This window comes from Flavitalea plasmicola (genome assembly GCF_030546645.1).
Lineage (GTDB): Bacteria > Bacteroidota > Bacteroidia > Chitinophagales > Chitinophagaceae > Puia.
Genome location: NZ_JAUOTO010000004.1, coordinates 197,554 through 221,937, shown reverse-complemented (window position 1 = coordinate 221,937; position 24,384 = coordinate 197,554). Strand labels below are relative to the sequence as shown.

Genomic DNA, 24,384 nt, shown 5'->3' with positions numbered 1-24,384 from the left:
TGTATGATACTGATCATAGAAGATGATAAGGCGGTGCGGATATCCCTGCTGTTGCTATTGCAGCAGGAGGGGCATTCGACCAAAGATTGCGGCTCACCGGACGAGGCCCTTGCGTGGCTGATCCATCATACCCCTTCCCTGATCATCCTGGACCTGAACTTCAGTATGGCGACATCAGGGGAAGAGGGCATGCGCCTGCTGAAGCAGATCAGAAAGATGTATCCGGTAATACCAGTGATCCTGATCACCGGGTGGGCCACCATCGAGCTGGCGGTTGCCGGCATGAAAGCAGGGGCATGCGATTTTGTCAATAAGCCCTGGAATAACGACTACCTGCTGCAATCCATACATACCATCCTGAATTTGCAGGAAAAAAAGGTCGAAAGACTGAGCCGCTCAAAACTGGATGACCATTTCCAGTTTCAGCATATCATCGGGGAAGATCCCAGGATGTTGGATATCCTGGCTACCATCGGGCGCATCGCGGCTACCGATGCTTCGGTGTTGATCATGGGAGAGAGCGGCACGGGCAAAGAGTTGATTGCCGAGGCGATCCATCAGAACAGCCTCCGGAATAATAAACCCTTTGTGAAAGTGAACCTGGGTGGGATCTCCAGCACCCTGTTCGAGAGCGAGATGTTTGGCCATGTGAGGGGCGCATTTACGGATGCGAAGACAGACCGGGTAGGCAGGTTCGAGATGGCCAACAAAGGGAGCATTTTCCTGGACGAGATCGGAGACCTGGACCACAGCAGCCAGGTAAAATTACTAAGGGTATTACAGGACAGGAGCTATGAACCACTAGGCAGCAGCCGTTCCAAAACAGTAAATATCAGGGTAATTTGTGCCACCAACAGGAACCTGCAGGAGATGATCGCAGGCGGCTCCTTCCGGGAAGACCTTTTCTATCGGATCAACCTGATCACGATCCGGATGCCTGCATTGCGGGAAAGACCAAAAGATATTCCTTTGCTGGTGAACCATTTTGTGAATAATCTCAGGGAGATATACGATCGTCCCGGGCTATCTGTGACCCCTGAGACCATGGCCTGGCTCCAACGATTGCCCTTGCCCGGCAATATCCGGCAGTTAAAGAACCTGGTGGAGAGGACGATACTGGTTACGAAAAAAGACCTGCTGGAGGTAAATGATTTCCAGGAGCAGGTGGAAATGGAATTTAAAAGGGAGGGCCCTGTTCGATTGCCCGAAGTCGGCACCCTTACGCTCGAGGAAATGGAGATCCAGATGATCCATAAAGCGATGGATTTCCATAAACACCGGATCACGAAGGTGGCCAAAGCGCTGGGGATCACCCGCAGTGCCCTGTATCGCAGGCTGGAGAAATATAATATCCCTTACGATGAAGCTTCGGACTAAATACATTCTGTTTGTCGTGATCGTTCACCTGGCGGCGCTGGTGCTGTCCTATTTTGTATTCAAGGACAATAAGGCCCTCTTCATCGTCGCCGAGGTTTTTATCCTTCTTTCCATCCTTCTATCCTGGCAATTATACAATCAACTGATACAGCCTCTGAAGTTGCTGATGCAGGGTACCGATGCGATCAGGGACCGGGATTTTTCTGTGAAATTCGTAACCACCGGCAAATATGAGATGGACCAACTGATCGATGTGTACAACCAAATGATCGATGCGTTGCGTGCAGAGCGGAGCAAGCAGGAGCAACAGCATTACTTTTTGGAAAAGCTCGTCCGCACTTCCCCCACCGGTATCCTGATCTTGGACTACGATGAGCACATCCAGCAGATAAATCCCAAGGCCTTACAATTATTGGACGTGGAGGAAAATCAGGTGCTGGGGAGACCGATCGCCGGGCTGGACCATCCTGTACTGCAACAGGTGCGGCTCTTGCAATCCGGCCAGTCGAAAATACTTACATTCAATGGAGCCGCCACCTATAAATTGCAGCGGTCGCATTTTCTGGATCGCGGTTTTCCCCGTCATTTTGTCCTGTTGGAGGAACTGACTGCCGAAATACTCGATGCGGAGAAAAAGACCTATGGCAAGGTGATCCGGATGATGGCGCACGAAGTGAATAATACCATCGGCCCCGTGAACTCGATCATCCAGTCCACTTTACAGGCGCAGCAGCACAACGACATGCTTACTAATGCTTTGAGGGTTGCCATGGAACGGAATAATAACCTGAACCTCTTCATGCGGAATTTTGCGGACCTCGTGCGGATACCATTGCCCGACAAGAAGCCCGTTGACCTGGTCCTGTTAATACAAAATATTATTGAGCTGATGCGGTTAAAGGCAGGAGGGAAAAAGGTGACTTTTTTCCAGGAGCATGAGCCCGACAAGACTTCAAAAGCGACTTTAGCCGGCCCTTCACCCCTGGTGATCTCAGCAGATGTTCAGCAGATGGAGCAAGCGTTGATCAATATCATCAAGAATTCCCTGGAAGCCATCGATGAAGCAGGGATAATAACCATTCTTACCCGGCGCTCTCCCATGTGTATGATCATCCGCGACTCCGGCAAAGGTATCCCGCCTGGATCCGAAGAATTCCTGTTTTCGCCGTTCTATAGCACCAGGAAAGATGGCCAGGGCGTAGGTCTTACCATAATCCGGGAGATCTTGCTTAACCACGGTTTCAATTTCTCTCTGAGAACCGTCGGCCCCGGCGTCACAGAATTCACCATTCATTTTTGAATAGGCCGTAAAAAGAGCAACGCATCATTATTCCTTGCAAGGACCAATATCCTCTTGCCCTGGGCGCAGGAAAGCCATTTTGCATCTCTAACCTCCCCGGATACGAATGGAAGGCTGGACAGGAGGGAAAAGCCGGCAGCGCCGCCTTTGTAGTCAAAAATGGATGGGAGCATGGCATCATACCGCCCTTCATAAGGTAATACGCCATAAAAATTGCCCGCAGACAGCCAGGCCTTTCTGTCCCCGAAAGGATAAGGAGTGAAAGCGAAAATGGGAGCCAGTTGAAGGTCATCCGGCAGATCCTTCCTGCTAAAATTACCCTTTCCGTCATTCATAAAACAGGAAGAGCCAAGCGTCTCCGCCTTTAGCTCCCGGCACCCATTGAACATATCTCCCAACAGGAATTGCACTGTTCTGCCTGCCACTGCACTATAGCTGAGGTTATTTTTCTTTAATGCCGGCAGCGCAAGCTCCAGCTGATCCTTACCGAGAAAAGGATATTCCTGCCCGTTTGTCGTGCAGGCCATGATCTGCTCGACAGTGCCATTGCCGTCAAAATCCTTTACATATAGTTTCAATGGCCCGTTCCTGCCTGCAAATAATTTTGAATTATGTCCCCAATTCCCCGCCAGCAGATCGACATCACCGTCTCCGTTGACATCCTCCGCACATAAAGTCTGCCACAACCCCGTTGAGGCTTCGATCTCTTTCCTTCGAAAGACGCCGTGATCGTTGAAAAATAGCTGTACGCCCATCCATTCCCCCGCTAAAGCAAGGTCCGCCCATCCGTCATGATCCAGGTCCGCAAATACGGCGGAAGTCACCCTGTTCATTCCCCGCAGGGATATCACCGGCTCGCCTGCCACCACGAATTTTCCATTCCCTCTATTCAGCAGGAGCCATGATGTCCCCCCTTCAGCACCATAGCTTTTTTGAGCAGCCAGGCTGCCGATGAACAAGTCGGTCTTTCCATCCCCATTAACATCCGCCGCCGCCACACAGGACTTGTTGGCAAGTATGGTCGGCAGTCCGCCCACAGCCTCTTTAAAATGTCCCCGCCCGTCATTGATATATAAATGGTCCGCAAGTCGGGGATCGCCATCTGCGTATTCATTGCCCCCGCTGACCACATATAGATCAGGATAACCATCGTTGTTGGCATCGAAGAAAACGGCGCCAACCCCTTCCGTCTCTTTGTTGACCGCAAATACAGCCGTATCCTGCGGCAGGAAGCGCCCTGCTCCGGTCTGGATCATAAGACAGCCTGGCTGACCTTTTCCGCCACAGACAAAAAGATCGTCGAGTCCGTCTTTATTCACATCACCCACCGCCAGGACGGGGCCCCTGGTGGATTCCAGATGTGGGACCAGGTATTGCCGGTTGAAATCGTTGAACGCATCCTCTTCATGCTTCCACCCTACGGCCATCTGCTTGCTGACATCTTCCAAAAAGCGTTTTTGTTTAGGGAAAAAAGCCTCTTTCCTGAAATCTTTATCCGCCTCCTGTTGCCGGCAGACCAGTTGTTGGTTGACTGCCGGTTTCCTGACCACCTGGCAACGCCCGTTCGGCCACACGACCAGTAGACTGTCAGGCGGCGCGTTACTATCCAGCCCGAAATGGAGCCGCGGTTCGCATGATGACATAAATCCCCTGGTAAGCATCATTTGCTCATATTGCATATGCCCCGCGCTGAAAAGATAGGCCTTCACCCCAATGCCGGATGTATTCATACCTTCCCCCCGGAATGTCACGGTGAGATGATCTTTTCGCGGCGTATGGTTCTCCAGTATGACGGCCGGTCCATTCAGCGCATTGATCACAATGTCCAGTCGGCCGTCATTGTCCAGGTCCGCATAGGCTGCACCGTTGAAATATCCCCTCAATGCCGAGGTTCCCCAGGCTTCGCTCATGTCTTTAAAATGCAAATGTCCGTCCCCTTTGAACAGGTAAGGATAGGATGCCCCATCCGGCATCTTATCCAGCAGAGCCTGCTCATAGGCTGCCGGGCTTCCAAACCGGCGAGGATCGCCGATATTAGAGAAATACATGATAAAATCCAGGTCGAGAGGACGCTTGACGATGCCGCTGGAGATGAACAGGTCCTTGTTCCCGTCATTGTCAAAGTCCGCGAATAAAGGGCTCCAGCTCCAGTCGGTAGCAGAAACACCGCCGATCAATCCGACCTCGCTGAAGCTGACCCCGTCGCCGTTGTTCCGCTGCAGGCAGTTCCTGGAATACTGGTGCTGAAATCCATTCTTTACGATCTTTTGATGGTAGACGTCCAGGTGCTCCCCATTCCCATAAGTCTTCAGTATTTTTTCATCCCCCGGCAGCATGTCGGCCGTGACTACATCCAATTGGCCGTCATTATCGAAATCCGCGATATCATTACCCATGGAATAACGGCTGTAATGCCTGAAATGTGCTGCGCCGCTTTCAGTAAAGGTGCCGTCGCCATTGTTGATATAATAGTAGTCGTTCTCATGAAAATCGTTCCCTACATAGATATCTTCCCAGCCATCGTCGTTGAGATCGCCCACAGCAATCCCCAGCCCATATCCCAGGCAGCTTTGATAGATGCCCGCCTGCACAGATACATCCGTGAACTTCGGCTGCGCTCCTGAACTTTGATCCCGGCCCGGCCCGTCATTCCGATATAACCTGTCCCCCGCATTGACATCGGGTATTCTCCGGTGGCTGGTATCGACGATGTGCTGGTTGGGATGTTCGGATTGATTCAGCAGGTAGCAATCAAGGTCTCCGTCATGATCATAGTCAAAGAAAACGGCCTGGGTGGAATAGCCGGAAAAATCCAGGCCATAGGCTTTGGACTGCTCAGTAAAAGTCCCGTTGCCATTATTAATGAATAATTCATTATGCCCTTTGAACCCATGCATATTGGCCAATGCACACACATAAATATCCAATAGCCCGTCTCCATTGACATCCGCCATCGTGACGCCCGTGCACCAATCCGCACTGCCTGCCACCCCCGCCTTTTGAGTAATATCCTCGAATTCAAAATTACCCTTGTTCAGGTACAGCTTGTTCTGGCCCCGGGTATTGGCCGTAAAATAAATGTCGGGCAATCCATCTTGATCGATATCGCCGACGGCCACCCCTCCGCCATTGTAATAATAGATATACTGAAGGATCCCAAGCCCCGGCCTCGCCACGGGCGTATTGACAAAATCAATACGCGTACGCGAAGATGGAAGGCTGAGGAACATGGGATCCGGCCGGTGACAGCCGGCAACCATCACCCAGGCAATAGCAAGCCGCAGCAGCATATTTTTATGGCAAGACATAGATTCATTTTCCCGCCGGCGGATCATTTCGTCCCGGCCCCCAGCGGCTTGACAAAACGGAACACCGACGCTGCATTGTCTTCATAATCTATCAACTGCCCCTTTGGCGAATACAGCAACATAGCAGGATATCGGCGGGGCTTGAACCTTACGATGAACTGGTTCAGGTTATCCTGCAACAGCAACACATTCTTCCATCCCTTCATCGTCCTGGCATATTTATCCATGAATAAGCCGAGCTTCTCCCGGGTTTCCAGGCTGATCACATATAAGGCTGCATTCCTGAAAGCTGCAAAATGCTCTCCGATAGCCTGCACCGCACGCTGGCAATGGTCGCAGCCGGGGTCCACAAAGAGAAAGAACAGCGGTTTACCCTGCGCCAGGTCTTTATTGGTAAATGGATATTTGCCAGGTCCGGAAAAACTAAAATCAGGAATGGTTTGCGCCGGCACCTGTGCCTGCACCTGCAGCATGCAGGCGATAAGAATGCAGGCGATCACCACGTATTTCAGCTTGCTCATTGTCTGATAGATTACTTTTGACTAATTGGTGAAAGGTCCCAGACCCTGACAGATCGTATGTATGCATCCCCTCCATTGGAAAAAAAGTAGATGGAGTCCGCATCCTTATCCGGGAAGATCTGTGTTGACAAGGCATATAGTCCATGATCGGCGAAAACTTCCAGGGAACTCCTGTCGACCAGTATTTCCAGGTGGAGGGTCTTGCCGGCAAACGCGGCAGTATCCAGGTCGATGGTTTGGATCTCTTTTCCTGTTTTGATCTTCCCGCCGCCGGCATGGCTGCGATCCACGAACAGCTGATGGCGGGATGGATCATACCCAATCCTGGTTCCCGCAATGCCATTGTCCCCATCTTTTTTAGCCGCCAGCAGGATGCCAGCAGCAGCCCCGGGCCCTACGGTCAGATCCGCCTCGATCCAGTAGGCATTGCCGGGCATTGCTTTCCATTTCTGCACCGGCACGGCATTAGGTCGGATGGCAATGTCTTTGGCTTCGGTCACCCGGTGATGTGAGAGGCCGTCAAGGTTCTTCCTGATGAGGGTAGCAGGTGCCTGCACAAGGCGTAGCCCCTGCGGCGTTTCCCGCAACGCCAGGTCCCTGGGAATGGACATCTGACCCGTCCAGGGATAAGTTGCCTGCGGGCCAGGGGTGAGCCATCCTATATAAGTTTTGCGCTTGTCCGGCAAGCCATTCCAGGGAATGGCTGCATAAAAACAGTCCCCATAATCCACAGTGAGGACAGCATCGGAAGGATTGTCGTTCGTAAAGGTCTTGCCGTCGAAGCCCCCTACGAAATATTGCATATAAGTGCCCTTTTCGGCGCCGCCGGCGGATACCACCAGGACCCACTTTTCACTGCCCTCCCCTTTCTTTCCCTCGACGGTCAAAGGCACCAGGAACGGGCATTCCCAGGGCGCATTCGCATAACCGCCGGGCCCGAACTCACTGAGCAGCTCCCAACTGCGCAGATCGGTGGAAGCATAGAACCGTACTTTGTATTCCCGGGGCAAAGCCACTACCATCAACCATTTATTCAACTGCGGGCTCCAGCTGACATTCGGATCCCGGAAATCTTTCTTCTGCAGGTCAAGGACGGGGTTGTTGGCATAATGGGTAAAGGTCCTGCCCCGGTCATTGCTATAGGCAATGAATTGCGACTCTTTCTTCAGGTTAGGCTGGTCGGCTGTATAGACAGCTACCATGCAGCCGCCCGGATTACAAAGACCGCTGCTGTTGTCCTTGTCCCATACCGCACTGCCTGAAAATCGCCAGGTAGTATCCTTATCGATGGTCTCGGGTATGGCAAGCGGCAGGTGCTCCCAATGCACCAGGTCCGTGCTGGTGGCATGCCCCCAGCTCATGTGCCCCCATCCGATGCCATAGGGGTTTTGCTGGTTATAGAGATGGTATTTGCCATCCAGGAAGATCAGCCCGTTCGGGTCGTTGGTCCAGTTGGTGAGTGGCGTGAAATGATAAGCCGGCCGCCATTGCGGCGTCGGCTTCAAGCCATCCTGCCCGGATAAAAATGTAGCGGGCAGGATGGTCAGCAGGGAGATCCATATTCTTTTCATGTCAATATCCTTTATTCTGTTTATAGAGTCCGTTGGTAAAGGTGATCTGTTCCTGTGGAATGGGAAAATATTCGTGCTGATTCTTTGTGAATTGGGCACTGCTGAGGAAGGGATGCCTCGTTTTTTCAATGGCGAAATACCCGTTGAGCGTCTCGGCGGCAATGCCCCAGCGCACCAGGTCGAAGAACCGCGGACTTTCCATGGCAAACTCCAGCCTGCGCTCCCATTGCAAGGCCTTGAATGCCGTCGCCTGGTCCCATACGGCTATATTCACGCCGGGCTTGTAGGTGTCGATCCGGTAATTGCTGGGGAAGGTGCCATCGGCCTTTTTCAGCAATCCGGTGCTATTAGCCGCACGGGTCCGGATCTGGTTGATAAGGGCAAGTGCAGCGGAAGGGTTGCCCGTTTGTATCTGCGCCTCCGCATTCATCAGCAGCACGTCGTCGTACCGTATGATGTCCATATTTACCGAAGTCCCATAAAATGGTCCGAGTTTCTTAAAACAGGCGCAGGTAGATAGCTGCAGCTCTTTCATCGTTCCAAACCCGCCATATACGCCGGCTAATCGTTCCCAGCTATGATCATAAGGCAGGGCGGCGTTGTACTTGAAAGGATGCCCCTGTATCCCCACCGTATGGTCGATTCGCGGATCGACCAGGGCCCCGTTGCTTTTCAGGCTGTCATCCGTCAATACGGCATTATTGAAAGTGGTAAACCGGGGAAGCCCATTGGCATCGGTGCCGAAAGAGTTCACCAACTCCTGGCTGGGTATATGGAAGGCGCAACAGCCATACTGCGGGGCGCCGGCAAAATAATTAAGGCTGGTGGACATACTCAGTCTTCCCCCGATCACCGTTCCGTCATTGATGGAATATTGGATGGCGAATACGGACTCCGGGCTGTTGTCATGGCCGTCGAGGAAATTGAATGCGAAGTCGGAATTGAGCGCGTAATTCCCTGAGTTGATCACATCATTGGTGAGTGAGATCACCTGCTGCATCTTCGCCTGGTCGATACCGGTGACATTATACTGGTCGTCCTGCGTATAGGCATGGTATAGCAAAGCTTTGGCCAGGTAGGCTTTTGCAGAAAGCTGGTTCGCCCTTCCGGGTTCCCCGGGTTGCGTCAGCGGCAGTGCGTCCACGGCTGCCTGGAAATCGCCTTCGATCTTCAGCCACAGCGAATCATTGGACATGGTATTGGACACTTTCAGGATCTGGTCGTTGGTCAGCGTTTCATCGAACCAGGGTATGTTCCTGAACAGCACTTTCAACAGAAAGTACATATGCCCCCGCAAAAAATGCATTTCTCCGATCCGTATGCTCCGCTTGGGGAATTGGGCGTCCGTTAGATTATTCAATGCCCGTAAAGCCGTGTTACAACGGGAGATAGCCGAGTAAGCCCTGATCCAGGTGCCGGGAAAGCCAAAGTCGCCGGCGCCATTGTTGGAAGCATTGACAAGGTAAAATTGTTCGTATTTATCCATCTGCTGCTGGTCGCCGATATCGCCGCCGCCTTTATATGCGTCGTCGGAACGTACGCTTCCATATTCCCACATGCTCGTGATAGGAGCATCCCACCAATCATTGGCAATGCCCGCATAGGCGGCGGTAGCCAGCCCATCGACGGCGGTCGGCGTAGAGAGATCACTGGCTGATAAATAACCCTGTGGCTTATAATCCAGGTACTTCTTACAGCCCATGGAAAGAACGAGAAGGGCCGCTATAAATATTTTTATACTGTTGTTTTGCATGATCTGATCTTTAATAGTTAGAAATTGGCATTCAACCCGAAAGTGACGGCCGTCGGCACCGGCCAAAGGTCGAATGTGTTGGCCCGCTCAGGGTCCTTGGATGTGAACGCTTTGGATTTCACGACCAATAGGTTCTGACCGGAAACGTAAACGCGCAACCCTTCCATTTTCAGGGCGCTCGCTATATTCTTGGGAAGGTTATATCCCACCGTGACATTACGCAGCTTGAAATAGGAAGCATTCACGTAATAAAAATCCGAAGTCCTGTCTTCGCCGTTGTGGTTCAGGAGACTGAGGGCCGGTGTGGCGGATCCTGTATGCTGCGGGGTCCAGGCGCTCAGTGTTCCCGGTCCGAAATTGCTTCTTGCATTGACGAAGGAGTTAAAGAACTTGGTGGGATCGAAGCCCGTCTTGCCGGCCACGCCCGACCCAAATATCGACAGATCGAAGTTCTTGTAGTTAAGCTCGATCCGGATGCCGTATTCCACCTTCGGCAAAGTAGTCCCCAGCCAGGTCTGGTCATTGGCATCGATCTTTCCGTCGCCGTTCACATCCACATATCGGATCCGGCCTGCGCCTTTCAAGGCGCCGTCAAGCACACCTGGCTGCGTGGGCGCCTTGGTGGCTTCCTCCGTAGTCTGAAAGAGCCCTGCGGTCTTATACCCGAAAATGGAGAACTGTGAATGTCCGACGATAGAATGGTTGGCATCGCCCGGATAGGCCGGACGAACATTCTCCGGCAGGCTCGTGATAACATTGCTCCAATGACTGGCATTGCCCGTGATGGTATATCCCAGTCCGCCCGCCGTACGGTTATGGTAGCTCAATATCAGTTCCCAACCTTTATTATTCATATTGGCGCCATTGAAATATTCCGTCTGCCCTTCTCCGACAGCCGCCGCCACGGGGGGAGAGATCAGGATCCCGCTGGTATTCCGGTCAAAATAGTCGAAGGAGCCGCTGATCTTGTCATCGAGCATTCCGAAATCCAATCCCACGTTGGTTTCTGTACTCTGCTCCCATTTGAGGTTGGGATTGCCTTTTTGCACCTGGGCAAAGCCCGAAGGGAGCGTTCCTGTATTGATCCCGCCCAGATCATAGGCTGTGCCGATATTCAGCCATTGAGGGAAAGCGCTGCTGGCCGTCCCATAGTTTGCCTGCAATAGGGTATAAGCTGATAGGTTGCCGATATTTTGGTTGCCCACGGTTCCCCTGCCCGCTCTTAATTTCAGGTTAGACACCGCCTTCACATCCTTGAAGAACGCTTCATTGTTGATGCGCCATCCAAGGGTAAAAGCCGGAAAAACGCCATAGGGGTTATTGGTGCCAAAGACCGAAGAGCCATCCCGGCGGATAGTAAAGGACGCAAGGTACCTGTCAGCATATGCATAGAAGACTTTTCCAAACTGGGACAACAGGCGGTATCCCGTGGCCGCGCCATTATTCGTTTGGGCGCCGACCCCCGAGCTAAGTTGCAGGTAATTCGCGTTCTGCAGGGCAAAATTGGTCGTTGCAGCGCCGAAGGTGGAGAAATCGTTCCTTACCGCCTCGGTTCCCGCCAGCAGGTTCAGCCTGTGCTTGCCCAGCTCCATATTATAGTTCAGCGTATTGGTCCAGGTAAAAGTAAAATCCTTTGAATCCTGCAGAGCAAGGCTATTGAAACTCCGGACAGGGCCTTCTGTCCCGATGAGCGCGGCATTCTTGGCAAGGGCGTCCGAATAATCAAAACCCAGGCTCGTATGGTAGGTCAGGTGCTTTATGATTTCCAGGTCCAGATAAATATTTCCGACGGCGATCAATTGGTTCCGCGTATTAAACCTGTTCAGGTATTGCATATCCACGGGGTTGTTCCTATCCGTATAGCCCGCGCCGATGGGTCCGCCATAGGTCCCGTCAGTTTTGTATAAAGGAATGGTCGGGGACAGGGTCAGCGCCAGCCCTGGAGTGGCAGCGCCACCCACATCGCTGGTGGAATTGATCTGGGAGGTCCTGCTCAGCTGGAAGTTCTCGCCGATACGCAACCTGTCGTTAAAAGCGGAAGTATGCGAATTGACACGGGCGGTGTACCGCTGGAATTTAGTGAAGACGATGAGCCCATTGTTATTATAATACCCCAGGTCGATCAGCAGCCCGTTCTTGGCGTTGCCTGCGGCAATGGAAAGATTATTGGAGGTAATGGTCGCCGTTTTGAATAAGGCGTCCTGCCAATTGGTATTGCCGACGGGCTCTGTACTGTCGCCGCCTACAAAAGGGGCAATATGCACCTGGTTGAGCACAGGATTGGCATAGTCGCCATTCCAGTCATAGGTATAGATCTTGTTCACCAGGTTATTGGGGTCCGTGCTGTCATTGACAGCGGCCCGCCACAATGCCTTTCCTCTATCCAGCGAATTCAATACCTTTTCCTGCCAGGGCCTTTCGGTTTGCATGGTCAGGCTGGTATTGAACTGGATGCGTACCTTATCGCCTGTACCACCATTTTTTGTGGTTACTATAATGACGCCATTGGAAGCCCGGGAACCATAGATGGAAGCCGCCGACGCGTCCTTCAACACCTGGATCGAAGCAATGGCGCTGGTATTCAGGTTGGCAAAATCCTCATACCGCGTGGTAGGTATGCCATCGATGATATACAATGGGTTCGTATTCCCCAGCGTATTGACACCGCGGATCAGGATCTGGGGTGATCCCCCGTTCGCTCCCGTAGGAGAACCGTCCGTTTGGATATACAACCCCGGCACCTGTCCCTGCAAGGCAAGCATGGGGCTCGCGGCAGGGACGTTTTTTACGGTAGCCAGGTTGACCACCGAAACGGCCCCCGTGAGGTCAACCTTTTTCTCCGATTTGTATCCCGTCACTACTACCATATTCAGATCATTGCTGCCCTCCTCCATTACAAGGGATAGATCGGCGGTGCTGCCTGTGACCTTGACGACAAGGGAATTCATCCCGACGAACGATAAAGTAAGGGCGTCCCCTGGACTGGCAGGGATGGAGAAAGCGCCGGCGGCATCGGTAACCACAGTACGGTCCTTGCCACGTACAGACACGCCCTGCAAAGGCTCATGGGTCAATTTGCTCACTACCTTCCCTGTAATGGTCTTCTGCTGGGCCCAACTGGATAAAGCCAGCAGCACCATGGGTAATAAGAGCCGTAATTTTTTCATAAAAGCAATTTTAAATTGTTAGACATTTGGTTTTATATGGGTTATTAGCGTGACGACTAACCTGCTTGACCAACGCCGGCGCTCATGAGTCCGGCTATCTCACTGATGTCATAAGGGGGACAGGGGCCCGGGCGGCTGGCGACAAAAGCGCCCATAGCACTGGCAAAGGCCAGGGCTTCATCGGGGGCCGCCCCCCGGTATAAGCGGGTGATCATACCCGCCAGGAATGCATCGCCGCTGCCGATGGTGTCTGCCAGTTCGATCTTGTACCCCGGATGCTCATAGATCTTCCCTTCTGTGCAGAACAAAGAACCTTCCGCCCCACGGGTCACAATAATATTGGGTGTATGAAATTTGTCCTGGAGAGCCCTTATCCGGTCCCGCTCGTTCCGGTATCCCGCAAACCATCCGGTGATCAGCTCCAGCTCATCCAGGTTGAGCTTCAGCAGCTGAATGTCCGTCAGCAAATGCTCGATGATAGCCCGCGTATAATGCGGGGAGCGTAAATTAATGTCCAGGACCTTGTATTTCGCTGCTTCCAGCAGACGGTATAATGTACTGCGGCTTTGCTCGCTGCGCGATGCCAGACTGCCAAAAACAAAATAATTCGTCCCGGACATCAGGCTTGCGAAAGCATCATCCCATTCTATGTTATCCCAGGCCACCGGCCGCAGGATATCGTAGGTCACCTCTCTGTTAGATCCTATGGTGGCTTTTACCAATCCTGTATTCAGGATAAAGTCCATTTGAAAATAATCAGTGGAGATCCCCTGCCCTTCCATCAATTCGATCAGCTGCTTGCCGTCCTCGTCATGACCGACCCTCGTGATCAGGGCAGGATTGACCCCCAGCTTCATACAATGATAGGCCACATTCATGGGCGCCCCCCCGGGCAACACTTCACCGGGAAGCATATCCCATAATATCTCTCCATAGCAGACCACGGGGTATTTAATTTCAGGCAGGCTCATCACAATCGTTTTGGTTGGTTATATAGTTTTAATGTAATACCAGCGTATGCTCTATCTGCTCCAATGATTTGCCTTTAGTCTCAGGCATTATTTTCCAGACAAACACCAGTTGCAGGCACATCATGATGCAGAAGAAAAGGAATGTATTGCCTCCCCCCGCCTGCTCTGCCAGGTAGGGGAAAGAAAAAGCTATAAGAGCGGCCATGATCCAATGAGTGGCGCTTCCCAGCGTTTGCCCTTTCGCTCTCACCTGGTTGGGGAATATCTCGGCAATAAAAACCCAGATGACGGCGCCCTGGGAAAAAGCAAAAAACGCGATAAAGATGAACAGGAAGATGGGCACGGCCCAGCCGGAAAAATGCGCCCCGTAAAAAGACCAGGCCACCATACCAAGAGCGAAAATGAGCCCGAATGACCCGATGAGCATCAGGGTCCGGCGACCGATCCTGTCGATGAAATTCATCGCCAGCAGCGTGAACATAAAATTGATGGCGCCCAGCCCTGCTGTTGACAGCAGGGAAGAACTTTCACCCAGGCCGGTCATTTCAAATATGCGGGGAGAATAGTAGATGATCGCATTGATGCCCGAAACCTGGTTGAATATCGCGAAGAGCATCGCCAGCATCACCGGTCTCCCATACCTTTTGGAGAAGAGCGGATCCGCATGGATCACAGCCTTTTCTGCTGACTCCGTATCGAGGATCTCCCTCACTATCTCATCGGACGTGGCCGGATCGATGACGGCGAATATGGCCCGGGCTTCGTCGATCCTTCCCTTCTTTGTGATCAGCCAACGGGGACTTTCAGGGACAAATCGTAGGAGCAGGAGGAAAAGGGCGGAGGGTATCGCCTGTATTCCCAACATAAGTCTCCAGGAATGCTCCCCCGCAGTACCAATAAGGTAGTTGGAAAAATAAGAAACGACGATTCCGAAAACCACATTGAATTGAAAAAGCCCCACCAGTTTCCCCCTCCGGGCCGCCGGCGAGATCTCGGAAATATAGATCGGCGCAGTCACCGAAGAAGCCCCCACACCAAACCCTCCCAGGAACCGGAAAACCAGGAAAAGCCCCCAATTGGGGGCAAGGGCCGTCCCCAGGGAAGAAAAAAGATACAACGCAGCGATCCCGTAAAGCGACTTTTTCCTGCCCAGCCTGTCGGCAGGGATCGATCCAAGCAAGGCGCCAATCACCGTACCTATCAGGGCGATCGATACGGTCAGTCCATGCTGCATCGCACTAAGGCTCCAGTATTTTTGTATGGATTGCTCTGCGCCGGATATAACGGCGGTGTCAAAACCGAAAAGAAATCCCCCTAAAGCAATAACGAGCGACCAAAGAAAAACCTTCTTCTTATCCATATGGCAATCAATTTCGAGAGTAAAGTAGGCAGGAAGTGATCAATGTCTTTTAGAAGGAATACCAGATACTATGAAAATTGTATCTTCTGGTAATTTTAATTTAATTAATTGATTACCAACAAATAAAAAAGCAGAGAAAAACCCTGGCGTCCGGCGTCCCTTCATTTTTGAAGCAAGTTTTTCTGAATTTGTAGCCGGTCGTCCTTTACAGAAAGAGACATCCGCACCTGATGGAATGGAATTAAAAATAATTTGTACGCGTTTGGAAAAGCATTCGGGAAAATTTGTTCAATTTTACCCATATGATCGCTTTGCTGTCTATGAAAAGAACCCGGCTCGTGTTGTGCGCCCTTGTATTTTTGTATTCCTGTTCAGGAGTCAGTCCGGAGAAAAAATACAGGATCGGCTTTGCCCAATGTACAGGTACGGAAAACTGGAAAAAGGCGATGAGGGATGGAATGCAAAGGGAATTATCCTTTCATCCCGGTACGGAGCTGATCTACAGGAGCGCAAATGACAACAGCGATTTGCAGGTTAAACAGATAAAGGAGCTCCTCGGGCTGCAGATCGACATCCTGTTGGTGTCCCCCAATGAAGCCGAACCGTTGACAGCCGTGGTGGAAGAAGCATATAATAAAGGTATCCCCGTAGTTATCATTGACAGGAAGACCTCATCCAACCTCTATACCAGTTTCATTGGGATCGACAATTTTGAACTAGGCAAGACGGCCGGGAGCTATGTAGCAAATCTTTTCAAGACCCGGGGAAATATCATTGAAGTCATCGGTTTACGGGGCTCCACCCCCTCCAGCGACCGCCAGCGAGGCTTCGAAGAGGGTATTAAGCTGAACCCCGGGCTCCATATCAAGGCCCGGTTGTACGGTAATTGGCTGGAAGATAAGTCTGAAGCGGAATTTTCAAAGATCAAAGACCAGCTGTCGCCGGGAGATATCGTCGTTGCGCAGAACGACCCGATGGCTCTGGGCGCTTATAAAGTTTATAAACAATTGGGGCTTCAAAGATCCGTCCGTTTCTTTGGCGTCGATGGGCTTCCGGGACCTGGTGGAGGTATTCAATTTGTCTCTGACAAGGTCCTGCAGGCCACCATCCTCACACCCACAGGCGGAGAAGAAGCCATTCGCACAGCTTTTAATATCCTCAACCAGCAGCCCTTTAATAAGGAAAATATTCTCCCCACCGTCGTCATCGATTCTTCCAATGTCCGTATCATGAAACTGCAGACGGATAAGATAGACCTTCAGCAGCAGGATATAGAAAAACAATATGCCCTGCTGATGGAGCAAAAAAGGATCTATCACAACCAGGGTATTCTCTTGTATTCGGCCATCATCGCGCTGGTCCTGGCCCTCGCGCTGGGTAGCATCGCCTTCATTTTCCTGCGACATAACAGGCGCATCAACCGTAAACTGGCATCGCAAAACGAGGAGATCCTTTTACAACGAAACCAATTGATTGCCATGACGGCCAAGGCTAAAGAGGCTACAGATGCCAAATTCAATTTCTTTACCAATATCTCCCACGAATTCCGCACTCCGCTTACCTTGATCCTGGCCCCTCTGGAAGACATGCTGTCCTCCCCCAAGCTTCATTTTACTTTGAAAAACAACCTGAGTCTCATCCATAAAAATGCCATACGCCTGCTGCGCCTGATCAACCAGCTCATGGATTTCCGGAAGATCGAGGAACAGAAGATGAACCTGGTGGCGACGGAAAACAACATCGCGGCTTTCGTGACGGAGATCGCGGAAAATTTCCGGGAGATCGCGCGAAAAAAATCAATCACCTTCAACATCATCAATAAGGTGGGAGACATGCCCGTCTGGTTTGACGTGAATATGCTGGACAAAGTACTTTTCAATCTCCTTTCCAACGCGTTTAAATTCACCGGAGAACATGGCGTCATCAATGTCACTATCGAGAAAGACAACGGAGCTGGGATGGCCCTCATCAAAGTACAGGATTCAGGCATCGGTATGTCCCCTGAGGAGATAGAGCATGCCTTCGAACTATTCTACCAGGGACATAAGGAAACGTTTAAAGGCACCGGCCTGGGCCTCTCACTCTCCAAGGAGCTGATCAACCTCCATCATGGCACCATCGGGATCCACAGCGAAAAATGGAAAGGGGCGACCTTTATCGTCAGCCTGCCCCTGGAGCACCGCTTGCAGGAAAATGAACAGCATGCCAAAAGGGCTTTTTTGTCCCATAGCTACGATGATATGAAAATATATACGACGGAGCTCGAATCCGTAGCTGCTGAAAAAGTGGTGGCTGATGGTGCCCAGAAAGAAAATACGATCCTGCTTATCGAAGACAGCGATGACCTGAGGATCTTCCTGAAAAGAAGACTTGGTCATCATTACGAGGTGGAGGAAGCTATGAATGCCGCGACCGGTCTTTCCCAGGCATATAATATCGTTCCGGACCTGATCATCTCAGACATCGTCCTACCCGGTCACGATGGTCTTTATCTCACAGAAACGTTGAAGCAGGATATCCGCACATCCCATATTCCCATCATCCTGCTGACTGCCAAAAGTACCATGGAAGATCAGATAAAGGGAATAAAACTAAAGGCGGATGCATTTATCGTCAAGCCCTTCAATCTTGAATATCTGGAAGAAACGATCAAAAACCTCCTCAACAACCGCAGTATCCTCCGCGAACATTACACCAGCGAACTGCCTATGGAGGCACGATCCAATTCATCGACGAAGATCGACCGGAAATTTATCAATGAATTCACCGCCATTGTGGAAAGCAACCTTTCCAATGAGAACTTCACTGTAGACCATATCTGCAAGGAAATAGGGATCTCCAGGGTCCAGTTGTATAGGAAAGTAAAGGCGCTGCTCGGCTACAACGTGAACGATTATATCCTGACAATCCGGTTGCAAAAAGCAAAATACCTATTGCTGAATGAAAGCCTTTCCATTTCTGAAATATCGTACAAGGTCGGATTCTCTTCACAGGCTTATTTTGCCACGGTTTTCAAATCCAAATTTGGGGTTACGCCCAAAGCCTTCAGAGAAAAGGATCCGCCGCATAAAAAAAGCCCCGGATGATGACCGGGGCTTCTTATAACAAATTGACAGATATTAGTATCTATTCTTGTTGTAGTTGTTGCCATTGCCGTAACCACCGCCATTATTGCTGCGGGCAGGCCTTTCTTCTTTGGGCCTTGCCTCATTTACTTTAATGGTCCTGCCCTCGACAGTTGCACCGTCAAGTTCGGCAATCGCCTTCCTGGAAGCAGCTTCATCGGACATTTCGATAAAACCAAATCCACGGGACTGGTTGGTGATCTTATCCATAATGACCTTCGCTGACGTTACTTCACCAAAAGGAGTAAAAAATTCTCTTAAGTCTTCATCCTGTACGTTGAAGCTCAGATTAGAAACATAAATGTTCATACTTAAATATTAAAAAATAAAAAGATATGAGAAAAGCAAGGAGTGAAGATTAACAAAAATCCAGATTGTGAAGCGGGATCAATTTAACAAATACTGATGCAGAACTCAAATTAACAGTACGAAGATACCGTATTAATTGATATACACCAATTATTAATTAAATTGATCCGCCGCTCAATTAATTGATAAGCCTGTCGATGGGGATCCTTTCAAGGTAAGGATGCAACAAACTGGTGTTGTCGAAAACCCTGTATTCCTCGATCGCTTTATCCTCAGGATTGCAAATAGCTTCGACATAATAGCTTCCCATCTGGAAAAGGAACACCATTGAATCGAAACTGCTCCTTTTGGCGATCAGCACCCCCATGTGAAGAACTGCCATTTTCTTTTCGTCCTCGTTCAATGAGATAAAATCAGATAGCTTCATAGTTAAAATTTTAAACTGTTAATGTTTTAAATTCTTGACTAATAACCTTACGCTGAACAAATAACGTCGCCCGATAATCGGGCATCCAATAATAAAATGAATTTGACTTGCGCTTCAACAGCTATCGTGAAGAGGCAGTAATTATGCTGTTGCTGCGATACGAGGCACGTTAAAGATAGCAATTATCTGAAAATTTCAAATTTTTTTGTCAATTAATGTAGCAATTAAAAAGTATACCCGATATTGAACATAAAGTTCCTGGGTGCGCCCGGCCCCACCATATTGGGATTTGCCTGCGACACCACATATAACTTATCAAAAATGTTATTGAGGTTAAAAGAAACCTTCATTTGTTTTGCCTGATAATATAACGCGGCATCAGCCACCGCATAGCCCGGCAGTACGAAATAGCTCAGCCTGGTATTTTGGTCGGAAGCGAAATTTGCACCTGCCCCCATCCCGAAGCCTCTTATGCCTCCGTTCAGGAAAGTATATTTTGCCCAAAAACCTCCCTGGTTATGAGGGGCCGCTTCCTTTAACTGGCCGACCTCCGAAGCTGTTTTACTTCGGGTGACACGCGCATCATTATAAGCATAATTGGCGTTGATGGACAAATTCGGCAGAATATTTCCCGTAACCTCCAACTCGAAGCCTTTGGAAGTTTCCTGACCTCTTTGTTCCAGCAGCTGCGGGTTGGTGGTGCTCTGCGCGTTGACCAGGATATTATTCTGCTCTATTTTGTACACGGCAACGCTCACGGCCAGCCTTTTATCAAGCCATTCGCTTTTCGCTCCGACCTCTGTCATCTTGCTTGTCAGCGGATCGAACGGACCGCCATAAATATCCGGCGCACCTATCGTACTGGCCGTTTGCGGCTGGAATCCCTCTACATAAGTGGCATAAATATTCACCTGGGGCGTTATGCTATACACCAGCCCGACCCGCGGGATCAATGCATTTTGTTCTACCTTCTTTTCCGTGCTTGTTTTGTATGCCAGGTAGTCCGTGTAAAACTCCTGCCTGAGCCCCAACAACAGCTGAAGCTTTTTGAATTTCAGCTGATCCTGCACATAAATACTCTGCGAGTAATATTTCGTAGGCGGATTTACAGTCCTGATCGTAAAATAGTTATTCGTATTGGCGTCGGAATAATCTGGCTTTGCCAGGTTATAAAATGGTACGTTGGGCACAGGATTTCCATTGGCATCCAGCAAATACAAGCTTTTCCTGGCAGGGTCGTAATTGGCGATCGACCCGGTATTTGCCTTGTTTCGATAACCCGAGGCCGTGCCATTAGTGGTGCCTGCAGGAACAACACTTTGAATGTAATCGGACCCGATTACCATTTTATGCTCAACCATTCCCGTTCTCACATTGATATTGAAATAGGTGGTCAGGTTGTCGTCCCACCGGACCCGCCTCCGCTCCGTAGTGCTTTGCAATAACAAAGAGGGGATCTCCTTGCCCGCGCTGTCGAGGGCATAGGCATTTCCTCCCCGATGCTCGACCATATCCTCGAAGAACCTGTACTTCAGGTAAGATACATTCCATGAAATATTATTGGTGAGCTTATGGTTCATGATGGCCGACAGGTAAAAGGTCCTTTCTCTCAGGTAATCGCTCGCCCTTGACATGCTTTGCGAAATGGGCGTCGTAAACAAACGGCTGGCGCCATCGGTAGAAGGCCCATACAGCGGCTGCCCTCTCTCCGTCCTTCCATTGATTACACTATACACGAAATCCACATCGATCCTCGTCCTGTCATCGGGCACAAACGCAATGGTAGGAGCAATGGATATGTCTTCCCTTCCCTGCAGGTCCCTGAACGTGGCCGTGTTTTGATAAGCGCCATTTACCCGGTACAACAATGTTTTTTCTCCGTTCAGCGGCCCCGTCAGGTCGATGTAACTTCTTAATGTTTGCCAGCTGCCGGCAGAAATATTCACGGAATTCCTGTTTACGGTCAAGGCTTTCTTAGTCACATAATTGATGGAGCCGCCCGGCTCGGTATTCCCATATAATGCCGATGCCGGTCCTTTCATCACCTCTATCCTTTCCAGATTATTTACGATAAGAGAGTTGAACGACCTGCCGCTCACTCTGAGCCCGTTGATGAACTGGTAGCTGTTGCCCGCCACTCCGCGCAGCGTAAACCTGTTTTCGAAATTATTAAGGCTTACCCCGCTTATGTTCTTCAGGATATCGTTTACCCGGAAAGCCTGCCTGTCGATGATCAATTCCTTCGTAACATAGCTGACTGATTGTGGCAGGTCTTTCAGGGCAATGGGTGATTTGGCCGCCGCAATGGACATTTCATTCCTATAAGTCCGCTCCCTGTAGCCACGCACCACCATTTCATCCAGCTTGCCAATATTCTCTTCGATCGTAAAATCGACCCGGTAGACATCCTGCCCCTGCCTGATTACAATGGCTTCGCTCCTTTTCCGGATGCCGATGCCTGTTAACTCCAATGTATAAGTGCCGGGAGTGACATCCTCAATTTTGTATACTCCGGTCTCATCACTCATTCCGCCCTTATTCGTTCCTTTTAATGCGACATTCAGGAACTCGGCGGGTCTGCCGGCGCCATTCGTGATCTTTCCTTTTATGGTTGCATGCTGGGCAATACAGGGAATGCCAAATGACGTTAAAATTGATAGGCTGATCAGCAGTTTATGCATGGGAGTAAATTTCATTGAAGGTGATGGGGTATTGAGCCGCAAAAGTGTTGCAACCTTCAAAGAAATGGAGTAGCTATCAGGAAAATGTGTTTACGGAATGAGGAAATACATCACTTCTTCCATATCCAATACAACCCCTTCACATCCGATCTCCATTCCGGTAATAGGCAGATAAGGATGATCTCCTCGATCAGGTCGAGGCCCGTCAGCACGGCCGCTATATAAAAAATGATCCTCGGGGCGCCCGGCCAAAAAAATAAGGTGAGCAAAAAAACAGCCTGCAGAACTGCGGCTGTTTTAGCAAGCAAGGTATGAAAGGCCGTCATCTTGCCATAGCGCTTCAACGCCAGGATCATCTGCAGCAGATAAAGCCCGGCCAATACCGCAAGCGGAATAATTTCTGCCCGCACAAGCGCCATATGGAATACCAGCATACCCACAAAAGCCGCCAGGATGGTGAGGTCGTCTCCAATGGAATCAAGCTTCGCCCCCATCTTGCTGGAAATATGATACCGACGGGCCAACGTTCCATCCACCGCATCCGTAAGAAAACTAACGGCCAGGAACCACTTGAACAGCCCTTCGTCGCCATGGATTGCCAGGAAGATGACCAGCGGCGCCATCACCACCCGCCATACGGTAATGGCATTGACGATATAATAGCTCTTTTTTTGCATGGCTCATATCAAACAGCGCTCGCCTCCAGCTGAAAGTTAACGATATATTTCCGATGCGCTGGTCCTCATATATACAAAAAAGATGATCGCTCTACCCCAATACTGGGGAAAATTTACAACAGATGCCGCCCGCAGCACCGCTTCCTTGTTGTCCGCTTGTTAAAAATTTCTTTGGTATCTTTCTTGTAGCTACATTTTTCTACATTTATCCCGCAACATTTGAACCCACATTAAAAAAACCTATTACATGAAATACCTCCTGCTACTGCTTATCCTGCTATCCACCACCCCCGCCTGGTCCCAGAACAACTCATTGCACCTCTCCCTTGGCGGAGCCCTGCCCATCGGCAAATTCGCCAGTAAAGATGTCAATGATCCCGCATCAGGACTGGCCAATCCCGGAGGCCTGGCGGAACTGGGCTACTCCCACCTCCTGAAAGACAACCATTGGGGATTGACCATCGGGATCAGAGGCCGCCTGAACGGCATCGATAAGAACGCCAATTCATCCGCTCTCCGGAAGATCTACCCGCTCTACACCTGGTCTTCGTCCAACAGCAGCTGGAAAGCCCTGTCCGCAATGGCCGGCGTCTATTACATCCTGCCCGCCGCCTCTAAGCTCGATGTCCGCATGGAACTATCCCTGGGAACCGCCAATTGCTATCTCCCCGAGTATACGGTGCTGGGAATACTTGATACAGCCCATACGGGCGCGACCAGCTTCGTCCAGGCAAAGGTCAATAAAGAACATGCTGTCTCTTTTTCCGCTACGGCAAAGGCCGGTATCGTCTATCACCTCAACAAGCAGCTGAATTTGTTAGCCAATCTTGACTTCTGGTACCTGGACCCCAACTTCAAACACGTCACGCAGACCGTCATCGTCGCCAACGACCTGGTGATCCCCGGGGTCATCTCGCCTGCCAATGCAGGCTCACCGCCTTCCATCACCAGCGAGACACGGGATTACAAACAGAATATGAGTACCCTCAACCTGACCGTAGGCGTGGGCATCTCCTTATAAAACCACAAATCATAAAAACCATTTGTCAATTCGCCGCCACCAATGTCCCTTCATAAAATTGCCCGTCCCCGACGAATTGCCCCGACTTGTTATAGATCCCCGCCCGGATCAGCTTCCGCTCAGCGTCATATCCGGCAATGATTAAGGTGGCGCCGGTCGGCACCTCGATCGACTGCTCATCATATCCGGTCGAAAGCGGTCGCTTCCCCTCATCCGGTGATGGTACGTACGTAGCCTTTGCGCAGAAATGATTCCTTGCTTTCTGCTCCAGGTCGCATTGCCTGACTTCCTTCAACGTAAAATTATCGACATTGATAACAAATCGCTCCTCGGAACCGACGGGAGCCACCAGGAGATGGCCCCGCCATCCATGCAAGGACTTTTTGGCCTCCCCAATATAACTATGGACGATCCTGACCGGTAAATATAGGGGCAGCTTCTTCTTTTCATCTTTCACATACGACTCCGGCCCCGTCTGCTTATACGTAGCAATCTCCCATTTCCCCTTCGTCAGCCGCCGGTGTTCATGATCATCTAAATAAGGCTCATCATAGGGCGCATCCACCACATAGCCCGTGTCATGATCAAATTCTAAGGAATCATCGATGAATGCATAAGTAGTATCACAGCTCCTGCCCAGCGCACGGAGAACGTCCCTTCCCGAAGGGCCCGCTGTAGCTTTTTCTTTGATGTCAGGAGCGCTTGAACAGGCAAACACCAGCAGGACAATAATGCTATAAATAAAGAAAAGTGGTCTTTTAAGCATATTTGGCAAAGGAATTGGATGGTTAATACCGTCAAAATAATAAGAATTCT

16 protein-coding genes are annotated in these 24,384 nt (G+C 50.5%); 4 read left to right on the top strand and 12 right to left on the bottom strand.

Going from position 1 to position 24,384, the window contains the following annotated elements; translation table 11 throughout:
• Positions 1-3: 3 nt before the first annotated feature.
• Together Q4E93_RS15175 and Q4E93_RS15170 are read left to right on the top strand one after the other, a co-directional pair.
• A complete protein-coding gene (locus Q4E93_RS15175) occupies positions 4-1,377 on the top strand; it encodes a sigma-54-dependent transcriptional regulator (protein ID WP_303586569.1) in 1,374 nt (457 codons plus the stop codon).
• Positions 1,361-2,677 carry a sensor histidine kinase gene (locus tag Q4E93_RS15170; protein WP_303586567.1) on the top strand — a complete coding sequence of 439 codons (1,317 nt, stop codon included), beginning with the start codon at positions 1,361-1,363 and terminating at the stop codon, positions 2,675-2,677. The genes Q4E93_RS15175 and Q4E93_RS15170 overlap by 17 nt, the downstream gene beginning before the upstream one ends.
• On the opposite strand, the gene Q4E93_RS15165 is transcribed toward Q4E93_RS15170, so the two are convergent.
• The 7 genes from Q4E93_RS15165 to Q4E93_RS15135 are packed head-to-tail and all read right to left on the bottom strand — an operon-like array spanning position 2,668 to position 15,328.
• Complete coding sequence (locus Q4E93_RS15165) at positions 2,668-5,985, bottom strand: VCBS repeat-containing protein (RefSeq protein WP_303586565.1); 3,318 nt, start codon at positions 5,983-5,985, stop codon at positions 2,668-2,670. The two genes, Q4E93_RS15170 and Q4E93_RS15165, sit on opposite strands and share 10 nt — an antisense overlap.
• A 23-nt stretch (positions 5,986-6,008) precedes the next feature.
• Positions 6,009-6,506 carry a peroxiredoxin family protein gene (locus Q4E93_RS15160; protein ID WP_303586564.1) on the bottom strand — a complete coding sequence of 166 codons (498 nt, stop codon included), beginning with the start codon at positions 6,504-6,506 and terminating at the stop codon, positions 6,009-6,011.
• A gap of 11 nt (positions 6,507-6,517) precedes the next feature.
• Complete coding sequence (locus Q4E93_RS15155) at positions 6,518-8,077, bottom strand: glycoside hydrolase family 32 protein (RefSeq protein WP_303586563.1); 1,560 nt, start codon at positions 8,075-8,077, stop codon at positions 6,518-6,520.
• 1 nt (position 8,078) lies between these two features.
• The gene (locus tag Q4E93_RS15150; protein WP_303586561.1) at positions 8,079-9,830 is read right to left on the bottom strand and encodes a RagB/SusD family nutrient uptake outer membrane protein; all 1,752 of its coding nucleotides are present in this window, start codon (positions 9,828-9,830) and stop codon (positions 8,079-8,081) included.
• 17 nt (positions 9,831-9,847) lie between these two features.
• Positions 9,848-12,997, bottom strand: a complete 3,150-nt coding sequence (locus Q4E93_RS15145; protein WP_303586559.1) for a SusC/RagA family TonB-linked outer membrane protein — start codon at positions 12,995-12,997, stop codon at positions 9,848-9,850.
• 56 nt (positions 12,998-13,053) lie between these two features.
• Entirely contained in the window at positions 13,054-13,968 is a 915-nt protein-coding gene (locus tag Q4E93_RS15140) for a carbohydrate kinase family protein (RefSeq protein WP_303586558.1), read from the bottom strand.
• 28 nt (positions 13,969-13,996) lie between these two features.
• Positions 13,997-15,328, bottom strand: coding sequence for a sugar porter family MFS transporter (locus Q4E93_RS15135; RefSeq protein ID WP_303586557.1), 1,332 nt, complete (start codon positions 15,326-15,328; stop codon positions 13,997-13,999).
• 302 nt (positions 15,329-15,630) lie between these two features.
• On the opposite strand from Q4E93_RS15135, the gene Q4E93_RS15130 reads away from it, so the two are divergent.
• Entirely contained in the window at positions 15,631-18,414 is a 2,784-nt protein-coding gene (locus tag Q4E93_RS15130; RefSeq protein ID WP_303586556.1) for a hybrid sensor histidine kinase/response regulator transcription factor, read from the top strand.
• Between the two features lie 33 nt (positions 18,415-18,447).
• Here Q4E93_RS15130 and rbp read toward each other — a convergent pair whose 3' ends face one another.
• From rbp to Q4E93_RS15110, 4 genes are all read right to left on the bottom strand, one after another.
• Complete coding sequence (rbp, locus tag Q4E93_RS15125) at positions 18,448-18,762, bottom strand: RNA-binding regulator (RefSeq protein ID WP_303586554.1); 315 nt, start codon at positions 18,760-18,762, stop codon at positions 18,448-18,450.
• Positions 18,763-18,940: 178 nt separating this feature from the next.
• Positions 18,941-19,189: a hypothetical protein gene (locus tag Q4E93_RS15120; protein ID WP_303586552.1), complete on the bottom strand. Its 249-nt coding sequence runs from the start codon at positions 19,187-19,189 to the stop codon at positions 18,941-18,943.
• 224 nt (positions 19,190-19,413) lie between these two features.
• Positions 19,414-21,870, bottom strand: a complete 2,457-nt coding sequence (locus Q4E93_RS15115) for a TonB-dependent siderophore receptor (RefSeq protein WP_303586550.1) — start codon at positions 21,868-21,870, stop codon at positions 19,414-19,416.
• A gap of 110 nt (positions 21,871-21,980) precedes the next feature.
• Positions 21,981-22,547 carry a CDP-alcohol phosphatidyltransferase family protein gene (locus tag Q4E93_RS15110; protein ID WP_303586549.1) on the bottom strand — a complete coding sequence of 189 codons (567 nt, stop codon included), beginning with the start codon at positions 22,545-22,547 and terminating at the stop codon, positions 21,981-21,983.
• A 247-nt stretch (positions 22,548-22,794) separates the two neighbouring features.
• On the opposite strand from Q4E93_RS15110, the gene Q4E93_RS15105 reads away from it, so the two are divergent.
• Entirely contained in the window at positions 22,795-23,568 is a 774-nt protein-coding gene (locus Q4E93_RS15105) for a hypothetical protein (protein ID WP_303586547.1), read from the top strand.
• A 25-nt stretch (positions 23,569-23,593) separates the two neighbouring features.
• Here the strand turns inward: Q4E93_RS15105 and Q4E93_RS15100 are convergent, their stop codons facing one another.
• Positions 23,594-24,334, bottom strand: coding sequence for a hypothetical protein (locus tag Q4E93_RS15100; protein ID WP_303586545.1), 741 nt, complete (start codon positions 24,332-24,334; stop codon positions 23,594-23,596).
• Positions 24,335-24,384: the final 50 nt, after the last annotated feature.

Coding starts and splice junctions, on each gene's coding strand:
- Q4E93_RS15175 (WP_303586569.1), top strand. CDS start 4: ATGATACTGATCATAGAAGATGATAAGGCGGTGCGGATATCCCTGCTG.
- Q4E93_RS15170 (WP_303586567.1), top strand. CDS start 1,361: ATGAAGCTTCGGACTAAATACATTCTGTTTGTCGTGATCGTTCACCTG.
- Q4E93_RS15165 (WP_303586565.1), bottom strand. CDS start 5,985: ATGTCTTGCCATAAAAATATGCTGCTGCGGCTTGCTATTGCCTGGGTG.
- Q4E93_RS15160 (WP_303586564.1), bottom strand. CDS start 6,506: ATGAGCAAGCTGAAATACGTGGTGATCGCCTGCATTCTTATCGCCTGC.
- Q4E93_RS15155 (WP_303586563.1), bottom strand. CDS start 8,077: ATGAAAAGAATATGGATCTCCCTGCTGACCATCCTGCCCGCTACATTT.
- Q4E93_RS15150 (WP_303586561.1), bottom strand. CDS start 9,830: ATGCAAAACAACAGTATAAAAATATTTATAGCGGCCCTTCTCGTTCTT.
- Q4E93_RS15145 (WP_303586559.1), bottom strand. CDS start 12,997: ATGAAAAAATTACGGCTCTTATTACCCATGGTGCTGCTGGCTTTATCC.
- Q4E93_RS15140 (WP_303586558.1), bottom strand. CDS start 13,968: ATGAGCCTGCCTGAAATTAAATACCCCGTGGTCTGCTATGGAGAGATA.
- Q4E93_RS15135 (WP_303586557.1), bottom strand. CDS start 15,328: ATGGATAAGAAGAAGGTTTTTCTTTGGTCGCTCGTTATTGCTTTAGGG.
- Q4E93_RS15130 (WP_303586556.1), top strand. CDS start 15,631: ATGATCGCTTTGCTGTCTATGAAAAGAACCCGGCTCGTGTTGTGCGCC.
- rbp (WP_303586554.1), bottom strand. CDS start 18,762: ATGAACATTTATGTTTCTAATCTGAGCTTCAACGTACAGGATGAAGAC.
- Q4E93_RS15120 (WP_303586552.1), bottom strand. CDS start 19,189: ATGAAGCTATCTGATTTTATCTCATTGAACGAGGACGAAAAGAAAATG.
- Q4E93_RS15115 (WP_303586550.1), bottom strand. CDS start 21,870: ATGCATAAACTGCTGATCAGCCTATCAATTTTAACGTCATTTGGCATT.
- Q4E93_RS15110 (WP_303586549.1), bottom strand. CDS start 22,547: ATGCAAAAAAAGAGCTATTATATCGTCAATGCCATTACCGTATGGCGG.
- Q4E93_RS15105 (WP_303586547.1), top strand. CDS start 22,795: ATGAAATACCTCCTGCTACTGCTTATCCTGCTATCCACCACCCCCGCC.
- Q4E93_RS15100 (WP_303586545.1), bottom strand. CDS start 24,334: ATGCTTAAAAGACCACTTTTCTTTATTTATAGCATTATTGTCCTGCTG.